Raw genomic sequence first — 15238 nt, 5'->3', positions numbered from 1 at the left:
TGATTAATGCACAACGATTTCGCTGCTCGCAGAAGGTCGCTTCATCCCCAGCTCGGTTTCTGCCAACCGTTCCACACGGCTATGCTCCGCTAATGAATTCTCTTCTAAAATTTGGTTTCGCCATTCAATATCAAGCTGGTCACGCTCGATTAGCAGCAACTCTTGCTGCGCGATCAGCTGGCGGGACTGGTGTGTGATATACACCACCGCCAGGGCTGAAATCAGAATAAAAACCGATAAAATCGCAGGAACACGCCCTACCGACACGATATCACGGGCGATCAGGCGAGCGAGATTAGAGGACAATTCAGGTTCTTGAGTCATAAACGCTCAGCAAGACGTAAGACGGAACTGCGTGCACGCGTGTTATCACCCAATTCATTTTTAGATGGCTTAATGGCTTTGCTGGCGAGCTTTAGACTGGCAGAGCCTAACGCTTTAATTTGATCTTCCGTTAATGGTAAACCTGCAGGCACATCTGGCCCCTTGCTATGTTTGCGCATGAAACGTTTAACCATGCGATCTTCTAGCGAGTGGAAACTGATCACCGACAAACGCCCTTGTGGTGCCAGCACTTTCATCGCACCATTTAGTGCAATTTCAATCTCTTCCAGCTCACTATTAATATAAATACGGATCGCCTGGAAGCTACGGGTTGCCGGATGCTTATGCTTATCTCTGAACGGTGATACTTCTGCAATCAGTGATGCCAAGTGCTTGGTACGTGTCAGCGGTTCTTTTTCTGGATTTTCTCTATGCTCAACAATGCCACGTGCAATGCGTTTAGCAAAACGTTCTTCACCGAACTCTTTAAGCACCCAGGCAATATCATCAGCTTCTGCCTCTGCTAGCCATTCAGCAGCAGATATACCAGACGTTGGATCCATACGCATGTCTAACGGGCCATCGCGCATGAAGCTAAAGCCACGTTCGGCATCATCAAGTTGTGGCGAAGAAACCCCTAAATCCAACAAGACACCATCAACACGACCAATTAAGTCACGTTCTTCCATGTATTTAGCCATTCCGGAAAAAGGGCCATGAATGATAGTAAAACGGGGATCATCGATTTTCTGAGCTTCAGCAATAGCTTGTGGATCTCGGTCAATAGCATACAACCGGCCATTTGCACCTAATTTCGATAGGATCAAGCGGCTGTGGCCACCGCGACCAAAGGTACCATCAATATAGATACCATCAGGCTTAATCGCTAAGCCATCAACAGATTCATGGAGTAAAACGGAGACGTGCTCAAATTGTTCAGACATAAAAATAGGTTCAGCTAAAGTGAAAGCTCACTAAGGCACTCAGACAGTTCTGTCGCGGCCTTAGCCTGGAGTTGTATATCGAGTTCAACGTGTTGTTGACACAATAACGATGATTACGGGCTGTTGTACCACAATTTTCCACAAAACCCGTCACAAAGTGTACGTATGAGACAAAAAAGTTGTCAAGCGAGTGCTGGGGATTTAGCGCCAGAGATCCCTTGCCAGATCAAGTTTTCGGGTGGAATATTGATATTACACCAATCGGAAAAAATATTAGACCGTATAAACGACAAAAGGCGATGCTAACTTCTCAAGAGAAATCAACACCACCTTTTATTTTAAAAGAGGGGAGTTGGCCGATAAGCCGGGTTTTGTACCGCTTGCGCGGTGGTAATCATTCCTCTAGGCCTGCAATCGCTCACAGGCTCAAGCAACCTACCCGTCCCCAACGCGGGCCACGCCATTAGGGACCTATTTGGTCTTGCTCCGGGTGGAGTTTACCGTGCCACGAACTATTACTAGCCGCGCGGTGCGCTCTTACCGCACCCTTTCACCCTTACCTGTTCTCGCAAGCGAGTCATCGGCGGTTTGCTCTCTGCTGCACTGGTCGTAGGCTTGCGCCTCCCAGACGTTATCTGGCACCCTGCCCTTTGGAGCCCGGACTTTCCTCCCCTTCGTCAGTCTCCCTAAGGACATCAACGAAGCAGCGATTACCTGGCCAACTCCGGCGACGGATATTATAAGAGTCAGACGCAGGTTACCAGAGAAAATTCCAACAACACGCCAAAACGCTCAAAAAGAGAGCAAAAAAGTCAGATTCGAGTGTCTAGAGGCGAGATTTGAGGATCGTCCTGGGGTCCTGCAGGACAGGTTCACAGATCCAAGTTGAAAATCAAGCTATTCGCTTTTTCTCGCCGCTCGAACCTAGTTACTCGAAGCCTCTTATCCCTAGAACCTCAGGGCCATAGAACCGCTCTTCCCGCTTTATCTAGTCTAAATTCTCCAGCCCCCATTTATACAGGGCATTTTTTTTCGCACCATGGATTTCAGCGGCCAGCGCTGCCGCTTTCTTCAATGGCAACTCTTTCGCCAATAAACCAACCGTACGCAATGCGTCTGGCGACAGTTCATCTTTCTGAACCCGATGACCCGTCACCAGCACAACCATTTCGCCACGAGTACGATTACTGTCTTCTTTCAGCCACTCAATCAGCTCACCCAACGGGGCACCATGAATGGTTTCAAACGTTTTCGTCAGCTCGCGAGCCAGTACAACCTGGCGATCCGGGCCTAACACCGCTAACATGTCAGCCAGAGAGTCTGTAATTCGATGCGGAGATTCATAAAAAATCAACGTACGCTCGTCAGCGGCAAGTGCCTGAAAACAATCTCGACGCCCTTTACTTTTGGGTGGCAAAAAGCCTTCAAAACTAAATCGGTTAGAAGGTAAGCCGGCAGCACTTAGCGCGGTGATAACGGCACATGGGCCAGGTAATGGCACAACTTTGACACCCGCTTGACGACAACGATTGACTAAGTGGTATCCTGGATCACTAATCAGGGGAGTACCGGCATCCGACACAAGTGCAATGCTGGTACCAGCCTGAAGCTTCTCAATCAAAAAGTCAGCTTTCTGCTGCTCGTTATGATCGTGAAGCGCAAAGGTGCGGGTAGAGATAGAGAAATGTGACAGCAAACGCGATGTATGGCGTGTGTCTTCAGCAGCAATTAAATCTACATTTGCTAAAACATCCAATGCACGCTGCGTGATGTCCGCTAAATTACCGATCGGTGTAGGTACGATGTACAAAGTTGCGACATCTACCGTGCATGAATTGGTCTCACTCATTTGTTTAAGATCTCATCTGCAATTAATATAGAGAGTAATTTTCACAGTTGAATGAATTCAATGCTCAATTTTACCCATAAGCGTAAAAGTGTATCACGACTGTTGGCGCCTGTAGCCCTTGCTGTGATTTTGGCGGGTTGTAGTTCGTCGGATCAACAGCAGGCCGTGGACACTGATATTACCGCCGCCGCGACTGACAGCGCCGCGAATTATCTGATAAAAGCCGAATCCAGTGAAGGTTTAGAAAGCATTAACTGGCATATTCTGGCACTGAAAGCCTTCATCAAAGAAGGCCGCTGGCCACAAGCCGAGCAGCAGGCCGAACGCCTTGCCCGGATGTCACTCAGCCAGGCCCAAATGGCTGAATGGCAACTGGCCCGGGCAACGCTTCGCTACCAGCAAGGTCAGCCACAGCAGGCGCTGGATACCCTGAATTTCCAGCCATGGTGGCAGCTGGCCGACAACCAGTATCAGCGGCTCCATATGCTAAGAGCTGAGCTTTTCTCCCAGCTCGATCAGGCGTTCAAAGCGGCTCGTGAACGTACCGCGCTGGATCAGTATCTGACATCAGAGCAAAAAAACGCTAACTGGCAAAACCTGTGGCATGATTTGTCACGCTATAACAATAACCAGCTGCAGTCACTTCGCCTTAACGAGGATGAAACCGTACTGCGTGGCTGGGTTCAGTTGGGCATTCTGAAAAACACCTATTCACCGCGCCCGGTACGGCTGAAAAGTGCGGTGGATGAGTGGTTGGGCAGCAACCCTTACCATCCGGCTAACCAGTATTTGCCAGCTGAACTGCAAGCCATTATGGCACTGGAAATCACGTTGCTGGATAATGTTGCCCTGCTATTGCCGCTTAGCGGACGTTTTGAATCGCAGGGTAAGGCCGTTCGTGATGGCTTTGTCAATGCCATGCTTGATGACACTGGCCGCGATGCCGACACCGAGCTGACGATTTACGATACGGAAGCCGAATCGATAAATGCCATCATGGCCAAGCTGCAGCAAGATGGCGTGCAATTTGTTATCGGCCCTTTGCGTAAAGATAAAGTCATTGAATTCCAGCAAGATAATACTGAACAGATCACCATGCTGGCGTTGAACCGGCCGGAACAACTGGATCTGCGTCAGACCAATGCCTGCTATTTCTCGCTGTCGCCGGAGCAGGAAGCCGAGCAGGCCGCCCAGCACCTGTTTGCCAAGGGTCATCGTTACCCGCTGGTACTGGCACCCGACAATAATTTTGGCCAGCGCGTAAGCGATGCTTTCACCGAGCAATGGCAACAGCTGACGGGCAAGTCGCCGGATGCCAGGAACTTCGGCTCACGCAAAGAAATCCAGCAGCAAATCGCGACCATTTTTGGTCTTAACGACAGCCAGGCCCGCATCAATCAGATGCAGCAGCTGTTAGAGATTGAGCTGGAATCTCAGCAACGCAGCCGCCGTGATACCGATGCGGTCTACCTGGTGGCCAGCAATAATGAATTAACCCTGCTGAAACCATTCATTGACGTTGCCATTAACCCGGATGTTAAACCGCCGCAGCTGTATGCCAGCTCGCGCAGTAATCCTGGCAACAGCACTGACATGAGTGAGCTGCGAGGCATCGAGTTCAGTGATATTCCATTGCTGGTTGATCCTGACCAGCGCTTTATGGAACGTTTCAGCCAATTGTGGCCGAACCAGAACAACACCACTGTTCGTCTGCACGCCTTCGGGATGGATGCCTATAAGATGATCACTGAGCTGCCGCAAATGCGTGTCGTCGACAATTACACCACGCCAGGTAAAACCGGCCAGCTTGGCATTGACGACCAGTGTGTGGTGCAGCGCCAGATCAGTTGGGCTGTCTTTACAGGAAACGGCATTGAGCCTGCTCAATAAGCGCCAGCAAGGCCAGGTATATGAGGTGATGGCCGAACGTTTTTTACAGCGCCATCGCCTCATCCCTGTTGCGCGTAACTTTCAGTGCCGCAGCGGTGAGATCGATCTGATCATGCGCGATGGTGATTGCTGGGTTTTCGTCGAAGTAAAGTACAGAAAGCAGATCCACTTCGGCTCCCCGGCCGAAGCCGTAAACTGGCGCAAGCAGCAAAAGCTGAAGCGTGCTGCGCTGTTTTGGCTACAAAAAAATGGCTTATCATCCGAACACACCGCGTTTCGGTTTGATGTGGTCGCTATCCAAGGCCCCGATCACCAGATTGAGTGGTTTACCAACATCCTAGTTGAAGGTTGATCCATGCTAGAAAGCATTAAAGAAAGTTTTACCGAAAGTATTCAAACTCAAATCGCGGCAGCGGAAGCTTTGCCTGATGCCATCTCAAAAGCCGCGCAGATTATGGTACAGAGCCTGCTGAACGGTAATAAAATTTTATCTTGCGGTAATGGCGGCTCAGCCGCTAACTCACAGCACTTCGCGTCTTGTCTGATCAACCGTTTTGAAACAGAGCGCCCGAGCCTGCCAGCACTGTCGCTAACCGCTGATACCACAACCCTGACGGCGGTGGCCAATGATTACCACCACGATGAAGTATTTTCGAAACAGGTTCGTGCGCTGGGTCAGGCCGGCGATATTCTGCTGGTCTTATCAACCAGCGGTAACAGCAAGAACATTATCAAGGCGATGGAAGCGGCCCTGACCCGCGATATGACCATTATCGCCCTGACGGGAAAAGACGGCGGTGAAATGGCCGGTCTGCTGGGGGTGCAGGATGTTGAAATTCGGATCCCGTCCCAGCGCACCGCTCGCATTCAGGAAGGTCATCTGCTGACGGTACACTGTTTATGTGATCTGATTGACCAGGTGTTATTTCCACAACATGAAGGATAAGCAATGAAACGGCACCATTTCCATTTGTTGGTGATTGCCTTGTTAGTCTTGCTCCAAGGCTGTTCAGGACTCTCTTCGGCAGATCCTCGCGATACCAAACAGCAATGGCATGATCAACAAATTGAAATGGAAGTTGGCGGACTCGCGAATAAGCCGCCATTTCGCCAGCAAGTTCGGATAAATGCAATTTCCATCGAGGGCAAAGTCTTGATCGTTGGCCAGGCCGTTGATCAGGATACTCACCTGTTACTGGCCCAAAAAGTTCGCCAGCTGGATAACGTCCGGTTTGTTTATAACCAGGTACGCATTCGCCCATTGCCTAATTTGGCGGAAGTGAGCAAAGACAGCTGGATCACGACTAAAGTCAAATCGCAGATGGTCGGCAGTAAAAAGCTGAAAGATGTCTCAATCAAGGTGGTAACGGAAGGCCAGGAAGTCTATTTGCTGGGTTATGTCACTCGTGCCCAAGCTGACACCGCATCAGATATCGCCCGTAATGTCTCAGGGGTAAAGAAAGTGGTGAAGGTATTCGAGTATCCGGAAGGATAGGAAAGTAGCGAGAAGCGAGAAAATTAGAAACTCGAAACTCGAAACTCGAAACTCGAAATCTTAAACACCTATAAATAAAAACGCAGCCAATTGGCTGCGTTTTTTATTTTACGACTCGAAGACTTGGCCGGCCGCGAGGGCGTGGTGGCTCATCATCAGGTTCGCCGCCATCACTGACTTCAACCAAAGCTGAAACCGGTGTTAACGCCTCTTCCTTTTGCTCGACACTGCTGTCATGTTCTGCTTCGTCGTGTTCGTCAAAAGCTGCCATATCGCCGGCATAAGCCGGTTCAGGCTCGAACATCGTCCCGGCACCATTCTCTCGCGCATAAATCGCAACAGCGGCGTACAAAGGTACGATGACAGAATGTGGGCGGCCACTGAAACGGGCATTAAAGCTGACAGCCTCATTACCTAGTTCCAGATTGCCTACCGCACGTGGTGCAATGTTCAGAACAATCTGACCATCGCTAACGAATTCCATCGGCACTTTAACACCCGGTAAAGTAGCATCTGCTACCAGGTGAGGCGTCAGGTCGTTATCCACTAACCAGTCGTAAAACGCACGCATCAAATAAGGACGACGCGGCGTTAGTTTTTCCATATCCATTATTGACCAGCCAGGCGCATTTCTCGTTCAGCTTCAGTCAGAGATGCCAGGAACGAATCACGCTCAAACACACGAGTCATGTATGCTTTCACTTCTTTCGCGCCGACACCACTTAATTCGATACCCATTTCAGGCAGACGCCATAGTAACGGAGCAAGGTAACAGTCTACCAAGCTAAACTCGTCGCTCATGAAGTATGGGTATTCAGCAAATACAGGTGCAAGAGCAAGCAGTTCTTCACGTAATTGTTTCCGTGCTTTATCTGCTTCTTCCGCCGTACCTTTATTAATTTTTTCAGCCAGGGTGTACCAGTTTCGTTCAACACGGTACATCATCAAACGACTGTTACCACGGGCAACCGGGTAAACAGGCATTAGAGGCGGGTGAGGAAAACGCTCATCCAAGTACTCCATAATGATACCAGCCTGGTACAGAGCCAGCTCACGATCAACAAGAGTTGGAACAGAATTGTATGGATTCAGGTCCAGTAGATCTTCTGGCAGGTTATTTGGATCAACCAGCTCAATTTCAACACTAACACCTTTTTCTGCTAGTACAATACGCACCTGATGGCTATAGATATCTGAAGCATCAGAATACAGAGTCATCACAGAGCGTTTATTGGCAGCAACAGCCATTGACCCCTCCAGTATAATCAAATACACAAAAAGCAATGGGGGCTGGAGCCCCCATTGCGAGATTCTTAACCGACTAGATTACCCGATCAGTAGACATCACGCCAATATTCTTTCTTCAACAGCAGAGTTAGAACAAAGAATATAACAATGAAGCCCATTACCCACCAACCTAAACGCTGACGTTCAAGTTTTACAGGCTCGGCTGAATATTCAAGGAAGTTAACCAAATCACGAACTACTTCGTCGTATTCGTCCGAGTTTAACTCGCCCGTACCGTCAGACTCAATACCCACATACTCTTTAACTTCTTCGCCATCAACCAGACGAGTTTCATACACTTTAGTTGGTACGCCTTGCAGCTCTTCCAGAACATGAGGCATACCCACACTCGGGAATACCACATTGTTGACACCGAACGGTCGGCTAGGATCGGCATAGAAAGAACGTAAATAAGTATAGATCCAGTCGGGACCACGGACACGAGCAACCAGGGTTAGATCCGGTGCCGGTGCACCAAACGAAGCGGCAGCATATTCGGTAGAGATTGAATTTGTCATCAGATCACCAATCTTCGCGTCTTTATCGAAGATCATGTTCTCTTTCATCAAATCTAACGGAATCCCCAAATCCGTTGCGACACGCTCATAACGCTGATATTGCGTAGCATGGCAACCAAAACAATAATTCATAAATGTTTTAGCACCACTCTGCAACGATGCCTGATCAGAGATATCATTATTCGCAGCATCTAAATGCAGGTTACCACCAGCTGCCATCCCAAACGACGGCAACAGAGCGAGTAGCATTACAATCCATTTTTTCATTTGAATGTCACCCTCTCTGGTAGCGGTTTAGTCGCTTCATTCTTACTGTAGAAGTACAGCAAAACAAAGAACATGAAGTAACCTAAGCTGAAGATCTGCGCCATCAGGGTGTACGCTGCCGTTGCCGGCAAGGCCCCCAAAATACCCAGTGCAATAAAGCTGATCGTGAACTGAGCAATGTTGATCAGGTGAAACTTGCTGCGGTAGCGGAATGAACGAACCTTACAGCGATCCAGCCATGGCAACAGGAATAGCACGACGATTGACGCCCCCATGGCTACAACACCTAATAACTTATCAGGTACCGCACGCAAGATGGCGTAGAACGGCGTGAAATACCATACTGGTGCTATATGCTCAGGTGTTTTCAGCGGGTTAGCCGCTTCAAAGTTAGGTGGCTCAAGGAAATAGCCGCCCATTTCCGGGTTAAAGAACAGGACATAACTGAACAGAAAGGCAAATACTGCGATGCCGACCATATCTTTTACCGTGCCGTAAGGATGGAACGGGATAGAATCGATAATGTCGTATTTATCACTGTACTGCTTATGGAATTTGAACTGCGTTTTGTACCCTTCACCTTTGCTGCCTTTAGGCAGCTTGGTTTCAATACCATCCGGGTTGTTTGACCCCACTTCATGCAGTGCCAGTATGTGCAGAACAATCAGTAACAACAGTACGATTGGCAGCGCGATAACGTGAAGTGCAAAGAAACGGTTCAGCGTTGCCCCCGAGATAACATAGTCACCACGGATCCACAGCGTCAGATCATCACCGATAACGGGAATAGCACCAAACAACGAAATAATAACCTGGGCCCCCCAGTAAGACATCTGTCCCCAAGGTAACAGGTAACCCATAAAGGCCTCTGCCATCAGCACTAGGAAGATCAGCATACCGAACAGCCACAGCAGCTCACGGGGCTTCTGGTATGAGCCGTAGATCAAGCCTCGGAACATATGCAGATAGATGACAATAAAGAACGCCGATGCGCCTGTTGAGTGCATATAACGCAGCAGCCAGCCGTAATCAACATCACGCATGATGTATTCAACAGAGGCAAACGCACCATCACCAGATGGTACATAGTTCATGGTTAGCCAGATACCCGTAATAAGCTGGTTAACCAGCACCAGCATGGCTAACGAACCAAAGAGATACCAGAAATTGAAGGTCTTCGGCATCGGGTATTCAGACAAATGCTTTTTGTAAGCATCCATCATAGGTAAACGTTTTTCAATCCAACCGAGTAAAGCGTCCATTATGCTGTCCCCTCATCAACACCGACAATAATCGTGTGATCGTCCACAAACAAATGAGGCGGTACCACCAGGTTTAGCGGTGCCGGAACTCCCGCAAATACCCGACCGGCCATATCGAACTTGGAGCCGTGACATGGGCAGAAGAAACCTGCACTGACACCACTCACTTGTTCACTGAAACTGTCTGGCAGATAGGTAGGGGAACAACCAAGATGAGTACAAATGCCCACAGCCAGAAAAATTTCAGGCTTAACTGAACGGAATTGATTCTGGGCATAATCGGGTTGCTGCGGTTCAGCCGAAGCCGGATCGCGAAGCTGGCCATCATGACCAGCCAATTCTTTTAATATTGCATCACTGCGACGCACGACCCAAACAGGTTTACCACGCCATTCGACGCGTACCATCTGGCCATCTTCCAATTTACTGATATCAACTTCAACTGGCGCACCGGCTGCTTTCGCTCTCGCACTCGGGTTCCACGATTTGATAAAAGGCACAGCTACAGCAGCTGCACCCAAACCTCCAACAACCGAAGTCGTCGCAGTCAGGAAGCGGCGTCGGCCGTTACTTACTGGCGCTTTGCTCATCCAACTTTCTCCAATGTGCTCCCGCGCTGGATTATTATTATGTCCTTTTGCGTCCCTGGAGCTTGCGGCTAACTTTAAAACGGAAAGAAACAACAGATATTTAGTTACATTTTCTAGCTGTTGCTAACCACTAAATGATAAAGAAAAGCCTACATTTTGACAAGATAAAGCTACTTTTCCGCAACAAATGTGAGAGGTATGTTCTTTTTGCTTTAAAAATAAAAAATCGCCGGAAAAGGCCCAAAAGCCTAAGGCCTGTTTATCTTTCGACATTGCAGCTGAAAGATAAACAGACCCTAGATTGAGCGCAAAAAAAAAGCTCAACCCGAAGGTTGAGCTTTTCTGTACACAGTAACCAGAATAAATTCTGGAGCGTAATATTAACGCTTAGAGAACTGTGGACGACGACGTGCTTTACGTAGACCAACTTTCTTACGCTCAACGCAACGAGCGTCACGAGTAACGTAGCCAGCTGCACGTAGAACAGGACGTAGAGTTTCATCGTACTCCATAAGAGCGCGAGTGATACCGTGACGGATAGCGCCAGATTGACCAGTGATACCACCACCTTTAACAGTGATGTACAGGTCTAGCTTCTCAGTCATTTCAACAAGCTCAAGCGGCTGACGAACAACCATGCGTGCTGTTGGACGACCGAAGTATACGTCAAGGCTACGCTTGTTGATTACGATGTTGCCAGTACCCGGTTTAATGAAAACGCGAGCAGCTGAGCTTTTGCGACGGCCAGTGCCGTAGTATTGATTCTCTGCCATTGTCATAATCCCCAATTAGATGTCTAGTACTTGCGGCTGTTGTGCCGCGTGGTTGTGCTCAGTACCTGCGTAAACTTTCAGCTTACGGTACATTGCACGGCCTAGAGGACCCTTAGGAAGCATGCCTTTAACAGCAGTTTCGATAACCATTTCTGGCTTCTTATCGATAAGCTTTTCAAAGCTGATTGACTTCAGACCACCGATGAAACCAGTGTGGTGGTGGTACATTTTGTCAGTCTTCTTAGCGCCAGTTACAGCAACTTTTTCTGCATTGATAACTACAATGTAGTCACCAGTGTCAACGTGCGGAGTGTACTCCGGCTTGTGCTTACCACGTAGACGAGATGCGATTTCAGTTGCCAGACGGCCAAGAGTTTTACCTTCAGCGTCAACAACGTACCAGTCACGTTTTACTGTTTCTGGTTTAGCAACGAAAGTTTTCATGCTAATAATTACCCGATATTAAATTGATTCACTACAAGGAACGTCAAAAACGTTCCCTACTGTACAGAGCCCAGTCATCACCCCTTCGAGCGGTTGGCACTCCCGGCTTTCGCCGTACAGGTACGGTGGGTCGCAAGATTATAGGGAAGGGTGGAGAAAAAATCACCTTTTTTTCAAAAAAAAATGCGATTTTTTCTCTATGGCCTAATCACAGATTAAAACAGAAAGATATCGCCCACTTCACAAGGTTCATCGACGGGCAATTAATCTACGACCAGTCTGCCAATTTTGAATCAGTCTATTACGCCAAATGCGGTTTTGCTAAGTACTCGTGGCTTTGCATCTCAGTAAGTCGAGAGCAGCATCGTTTAAACTCAAACTCCAATCGTCCATCGCGATATAAGCCATCCAGTCCGGTGGCGGCAGAAATAATTAATTTAACATTACGTTCATAAAACTCATCAACCATCGCGATAAAACGACGCGCAGAATCGTCTTCACTCTCGCCCATGACAGTCACCTCTGAAAGCAATACGGTATGATAGATACGCGCAATTTCCATATAGTCGTTCTGGCTACGGGCTGTCTGGCATAAGGCCTGAAACGTAAAATGCACAATCCCATCCGCTTCATGGCAGGTCGGCAGCATCCGATTGTTAATCTCAATCTCTATGTCGAGTGTTCGCGGTTCAACCGACAACTGATAAAAATACTGCTCAATATTTTGCTCTGCCTGCGCATCAAGTGGCGAGTGATAGATTTCTGCCTGCTCTAGGGTTCTCAGCCGATAATCAACGCCTGAGTCGACATTCACAACCTTACAATGCTGCTCAATCAGCGCAATCGCAGGTAGAAAGCGGGCGCGCTGCAAACCATTGCGATAAAGGTCTTGAGGGGGGATGTTTGAAGTGGCCACTAAGGTTATACCACGCTGAAACAGGGCCTCAAATAACGTCCCGAGGATCATTGCATCAGTAATATCCGATACAAAAAACTCATCAAAACAGATGATATCCGTTTCAGCTTTAAACGTATCGGCCACCCGCTCTAAAGGATCCGGTTGTGCCGATAACAGCTGCAGTTCATGATGCACACGGTGCATAAATCGATGGAAGTGGATCCGCATTTTTCGTTCGATCGGCAGACACTCAAAAAACGTATCAACGAGATAGGTTTTGCCTCGCCCCACTCCCCCCCAAAAATACAACCCTCTAACAGGTGTAATCTCTGGTTGCTTGTGATGGCGCCTAAAGAAACGGTCGACGAAGGAGTTTTTCCTTTCAGGTTTAGGGGCCTGCATGCGATGGTAAAGATCATCAAGATGCGAGACTGCGATCGCTTGCGCTTGATCAGCAAAAAATGCCGGCAGCTGGAGATCTTGCTGATATTTTTGTTTTGGCGTCATCCTTTACCACCCCACTGATTCTCATCTCTTTGATCGACCACTATTAACAAACGAATAGAGTACCATGCCTATGTTTCAGCATGTATAGTAAGTAGACAGGTATTGACCTCGTTCTCAATTCAGTCACAAGGAGTATTTTATGGCTTGGATTTATGCGCTTCTTATTTTATCTGCTGGTATCGTCATTGGTGCGTTTGCAGCCCGTTTAGGAAACAAAAGCCTAAAACAACAAAAAGAGCTTAAGAAAGATCTCGATAAATCAAAATACGAACTCGAACAGTATCGTCAAGAGCTGGTCGACCATTTTGCGTGCAGTGCTGAGCTGCTTGATAATATAGCCAAAGACTACAGCAAGCTTTACGAACACATGGCAAAAACGTCAACCGAGTTAATGCCGAATCTACCGGAACAGGACAACCCGTTCTCTCGCCGCATCAGCACTCTGGAATCGGTGCAGCAAATAGCCGAGCCAATTCATGATCAACCTCGAGATTATGCCAACGGTGCCACTGGCTTGCTGAAAGGTGGGCCGGAAAAACTCGAAGAATCAAAGGCAAGTTAATCCACCGTTATATTGGTAGTTTGTTAACGTGAATTTGATCCACTTGGTATTTTTTTGAACTAAACTCCGGTTTTTAAGTCGAAATATACCAATCCCCCTAAAGATCTGGACTGTTCCATATCGCTTAAGGGGATTGGTATCACTTGTTCACCCGGAGTTTAGTTATGATGAAAAAACCTTTGCTTGTTTTAAGTGCGCTGGCATTAAGCATCAGTTCTGTTATCGCGCCAATTCCCGCAACCGCTGCCCTGCCATTATCAGTGGATCACCAGCAGCTTCCGAGCCTTGCCCCAATGGTGGAGCAAGTGACTCCCGCAGTCGTCAGTATTGCGGTAGAAGGTAAGCACGTTTCAAGGCAGCAGATCCCCGACTCATTCCGCTTTTTCTTTGGTCCTGACTTTCCCGCCGAACAAGTCCGTGAGCAGCCGTTCAGAGGCTTAGGATCCGGCGTTATTGTTGATGCAAAGAAGGGCTTTATTGTAACTAATCATCATGTTATCAACGGTGCCGACAAGATATTAGTACAACTGTATGACGGCAGAGAGCTAACGGCCGAACTTATCGGTAGCGATAAGATGTCCGATATTGCACTGCTAAAAGTGGAAACAGCCAAAAACCTTACGGAGATCAAACTGGCTGATTCCGATAAACTTCGCGTCGGTGATTTTGCCGTCGCAATCGGTAACCCCTTCGGCTTAGGCCAAACCGTTACATCGGGAATTATCTCAGCGCTGGGCCGCAGCGGCCTCAATATCGAGAACTTTGAAAACTTTATTCAAACGGATGCTGCGATCAACAGTGGCAACTCTGGCGGTGCTTTAGTCAACCTCAACGGTGAGCTCATTGGTATTAACACTGCCATTTTAGGTCCAAACGGCGGCAACGTCGGTATTGGCTTCGCAATTCCTGCCAATATGGTGAAAAACCTCTCCGAACAGATCCTGGAGTTTGGTGAAGTCAAACGCGGCGTACTCGGGGTTCAAGGCGGGGAGCTCACTGCTGAACTGGCTGAAGCATTCGGCTATGAAACCAACCAGGGGGCCTTTATCAATCAGGTTATGCCTGGCTCTGCAGCAGAAAAAGCGGGCCTTAAAGCCGGCGATATTATTGTGTCCGTCAACGGCAAACAAATTCGTACGTTTAGTGAATTACGCGCAAAAATTGCGACATTAGGTGCCGGCAAAAAGATCAGCTTAGGCGTAATTCGAGACGGTAAAGAAAAAGACTTTACCGTGACCCTGCAAGAAGCAACCCAGAACAAGGTTAAAGCCGACAACCTTCATCCGGGTTTGGCCGGTGCCGAGTTTGCCAACACCACCAGCAGCGACAGTGTTAACGGGGTTAAGGTCATCAATGTTGATGAAAAATCGCTCGTTGCCCGTTACGGTTTGCAAAAAGATGACATTATTATAGGACTAAACCGCAAGCCAATTAAGAACTTAGGTGAGCTGCGCAAAGCGCTGGATAAGAATCCCAACGTCCTCGCACTGGAAATTAAGCGTGCTGACAATATCTTATACCTGGTTATTCGTTAATCATCCCCTCCGCTCCTGATCCCCTCCCCCCAGATCATCACGGTCTGGGGGGCTCACACCATCAAAACTTGTTGATAAAGGCACTGGAGTGAT

At 48.3% G+C, this 15238-nt stretch carries 17 protein-coding genes and 1 other RNA gene; 6 read left to right on the top strand and 12 right to left on the bottom strand.

Annotated features, from left to right (window positions below; translation table 11 throughout):
- Positions 1–3 precede the first annotated feature (3 nt).
- The 4 genes from ftsL to rsmI all read right to left on the bottom strand — a co-directional run bounded on the left by ftsL (position 4) and on the right by rsmI (position 3117).
- Entirely contained in the window at positions 4–324 is a 321-nt protein-coding gene (gene ftsL / locus C9I89_RS12460) for a cell division protein FtsL (RefSeq protein WP_107283680.1), read from the bottom strand.
- Positions 321–1268, bottom strand: a complete 948-nt coding sequence (gene rsmH / locus C9I89_RS12455) for a 16S rRNA (cytosine(1402)-N(4))-methyltransferase RsmH (protein ID WP_107283679.1) — start codon at positions 1266–1268, stop codon at positions 321–323. Before rsmH ends, ftsL begins: the two co-directional genes overlap by 4 nt.
- Positions 1269–1612: 344 nt before the next feature.
- Positions 1613–1994: RNase P RNA component class A (rnpB, locus tag C9I89_RS12450), an RNA gene on the bottom strand.
- A 262-nt stretch (positions 1995–2256) separates the two neighbouring features.
- On the bottom strand, positions 2257–3117 hold the full coding sequence (gene rsmI, locus C9I89_RS12445; protein WP_107283678.1) for a 16S rRNA (cytidine(1402)-2'-O)-methyltransferase: 861 nt from the start codon (positions 3115–3117) through the stop codon (positions 2257–2259).
- Between the two features lie 60 nt (positions 3118–3177).
- On the opposite strand from rsmI, the gene C9I89_RS12440 reads away from it, so the two are divergent.
- Genes C9I89_RS12440 through C9I89_RS12425 form a run of 4 tightly spaced genes read left to right on the top strand, consistent with a single transcriptional unit; the run spans position 3178 to position 6502 of the window.
- Positions 3178–5007 carry a penicillin-binding protein activator gene (locus C9I89_RS12440; protein ID WP_107283677.1) on the top strand — a complete coding sequence of 610 codons (1830 nt, stop codon included), beginning with the start codon at positions 3178–3180 and terminating at the stop codon, positions 5005–5007.
- Positions 4991–5359: a YraN family protein gene (locus C9I89_RS12435; RefSeq protein ID WP_107283676.1), complete on the top strand. Its 369-nt coding sequence runs from the start codon at positions 4991–4993 to the stop codon at positions 5357–5359. The genes C9I89_RS12440 and C9I89_RS12435 overlap by 17 nt, the downstream gene beginning before the upstream one ends.
- Positions 5360–5362: 3 nt before the next feature.
- Positions 5363–5953: a phosphoheptose isomerase gene (locus tag C9I89_RS12430; RefSeq protein WP_107283675.1), complete on the top strand. Its 591-nt coding sequence runs from the start codon at positions 5363–5365 to the stop codon at positions 5951–5953.
- Between the two features lie 3 nt (positions 5954–5956).
- The gene (locus tag C9I89_RS12425; protein WP_107283674.1) at positions 5957–6502 is read left to right on the top strand and encodes a BON domain-containing protein; all 546 of its coding nucleotides are present in this window, start codon (positions 5957–5959) and stop codon (positions 6500–6502) included.
- Positions 6503–6605: 103 nt separating this feature from the next.
- On the opposite strand, the gene sspB is transcribed toward C9I89_RS12425, so the two are convergent.
- From sspB to zapE, 8 genes are all read right to left on the bottom strand, one after another.
- Complete coding sequence (gene sspB, locus C9I89_RS12420) at positions 6606–7112, bottom strand: ClpXP protease specificity-enhancing factor (protein WP_107283673.1); 507 nt, start codon at positions 7110–7112, stop codon at positions 6606–6608.
- A complete protein-coding gene (gene sspA, locus C9I89_RS12415) occupies positions 7112–7750 on the bottom strand; it encodes a stringent starvation protein SspA (protein ID WP_107283672.1) in 639 nt (212 codons plus the stop codon). Before sspA ends, sspB begins: the two co-directional genes overlap by 1 nt.
- 86 nt (positions 7751–7836) lie before the next feature.
- Entirely contained in the window at positions 7837–8574 is a 738-nt protein-coding gene (locus tag C9I89_RS12410; protein WP_107283671.1) for a cytochrome c1, read from the bottom strand.
- Entirely contained in the window at positions 8571–9836 is a 1266-nt protein-coding gene (locus C9I89_RS12405; protein ID WP_107283670.1) for a cytochrome b, read from the bottom strand. The genes C9I89_RS12410 and C9I89_RS12405 overlap by 4 nt, the downstream gene beginning before the upstream one ends.
- Positions 9836–10426, bottom strand: coding sequence for a ubiquinol-cytochrome c reductase iron-sulfur subunit (gene petA / locus C9I89_RS12400; protein ID WP_107283669.1), 591 nt, complete (start codon positions 10424–10426; stop codon positions 9836–9838). Before petA ends, C9I89_RS12405 begins: the two co-directional genes overlap by 1 nt.
- 380 nt (positions 10427–10806) lie before the next feature.
- Complete coding sequence (rpsI, locus tag C9I89_RS12395; protein WP_107283668.1) at positions 10807–11199, bottom strand: 30S ribosomal protein S9; 393 nt, start codon at positions 11197–11199, stop codon at positions 10807–10809.
- A gap of 15 nt (positions 11200–11214) precedes the next feature.
- Positions 11215–11643 (bottom strand): 50S ribosomal protein L13, encoded by a 429-nt coding sequence (gene rplM / locus C9I89_RS12390; RefSeq protein ID WP_107283667.1) that lies wholly within the window; start codon positions 11641–11643, stop codon positions 11215–11217.
- A gap of 301 nt (positions 11644–11944) precedes the next feature.
- A complete protein-coding gene (gene zapE, locus C9I89_RS12385; RefSeq protein ID WP_107283666.1) occupies positions 11945–13048 on the bottom strand; it encodes a cell division protein ZapE in 1104 nt (367 codons plus the stop codon).
- 139 nt (positions 13049–13187) lie between these two features.
- Here zapE and zapG point away from each other — a divergent pair, with 139 nt between their 5' ends.
- Together zapG and C9I89_RS12375 are read left to right on the top strand one after the other, a co-directional pair.
- Positions 13188–13610, top strand: coding sequence for a Z-ring associated protein ZapG (gene zapG, locus C9I89_RS12380; RefSeq protein WP_107283665.1), 423 nt, complete (start codon positions 13188–13190; stop codon positions 13608–13610).
- A gap of 167 nt (positions 13611–13777) precedes the next feature.
- The gene (locus C9I89_RS12375; protein WP_107283811.1) at positions 13778–15145 is read left to right on the top strand and encodes a Do family serine endopeptidase; all 1368 of its coding nucleotides are present in this window, start codon (positions 13778–13780) and stop codon (positions 15143–15145) included.
- Positions 15146–15238 lie beyond the last annotated feature (93 nt).

The sequence above is a fragment of the Photobacterium lipolyticum genome, from assembly GCF_003026475.1.
GTDB lineage: Bacteria > Pseudomonadota > Gammaproteobacteria > Enterobacterales > Vibrionaceae > Photobacterium > Photobacterium lipolyticum.
Note: the sequence above shows the minus strand (reverse complement) of the source record. Positions and strands in the feature narration are given on the sequence as shown.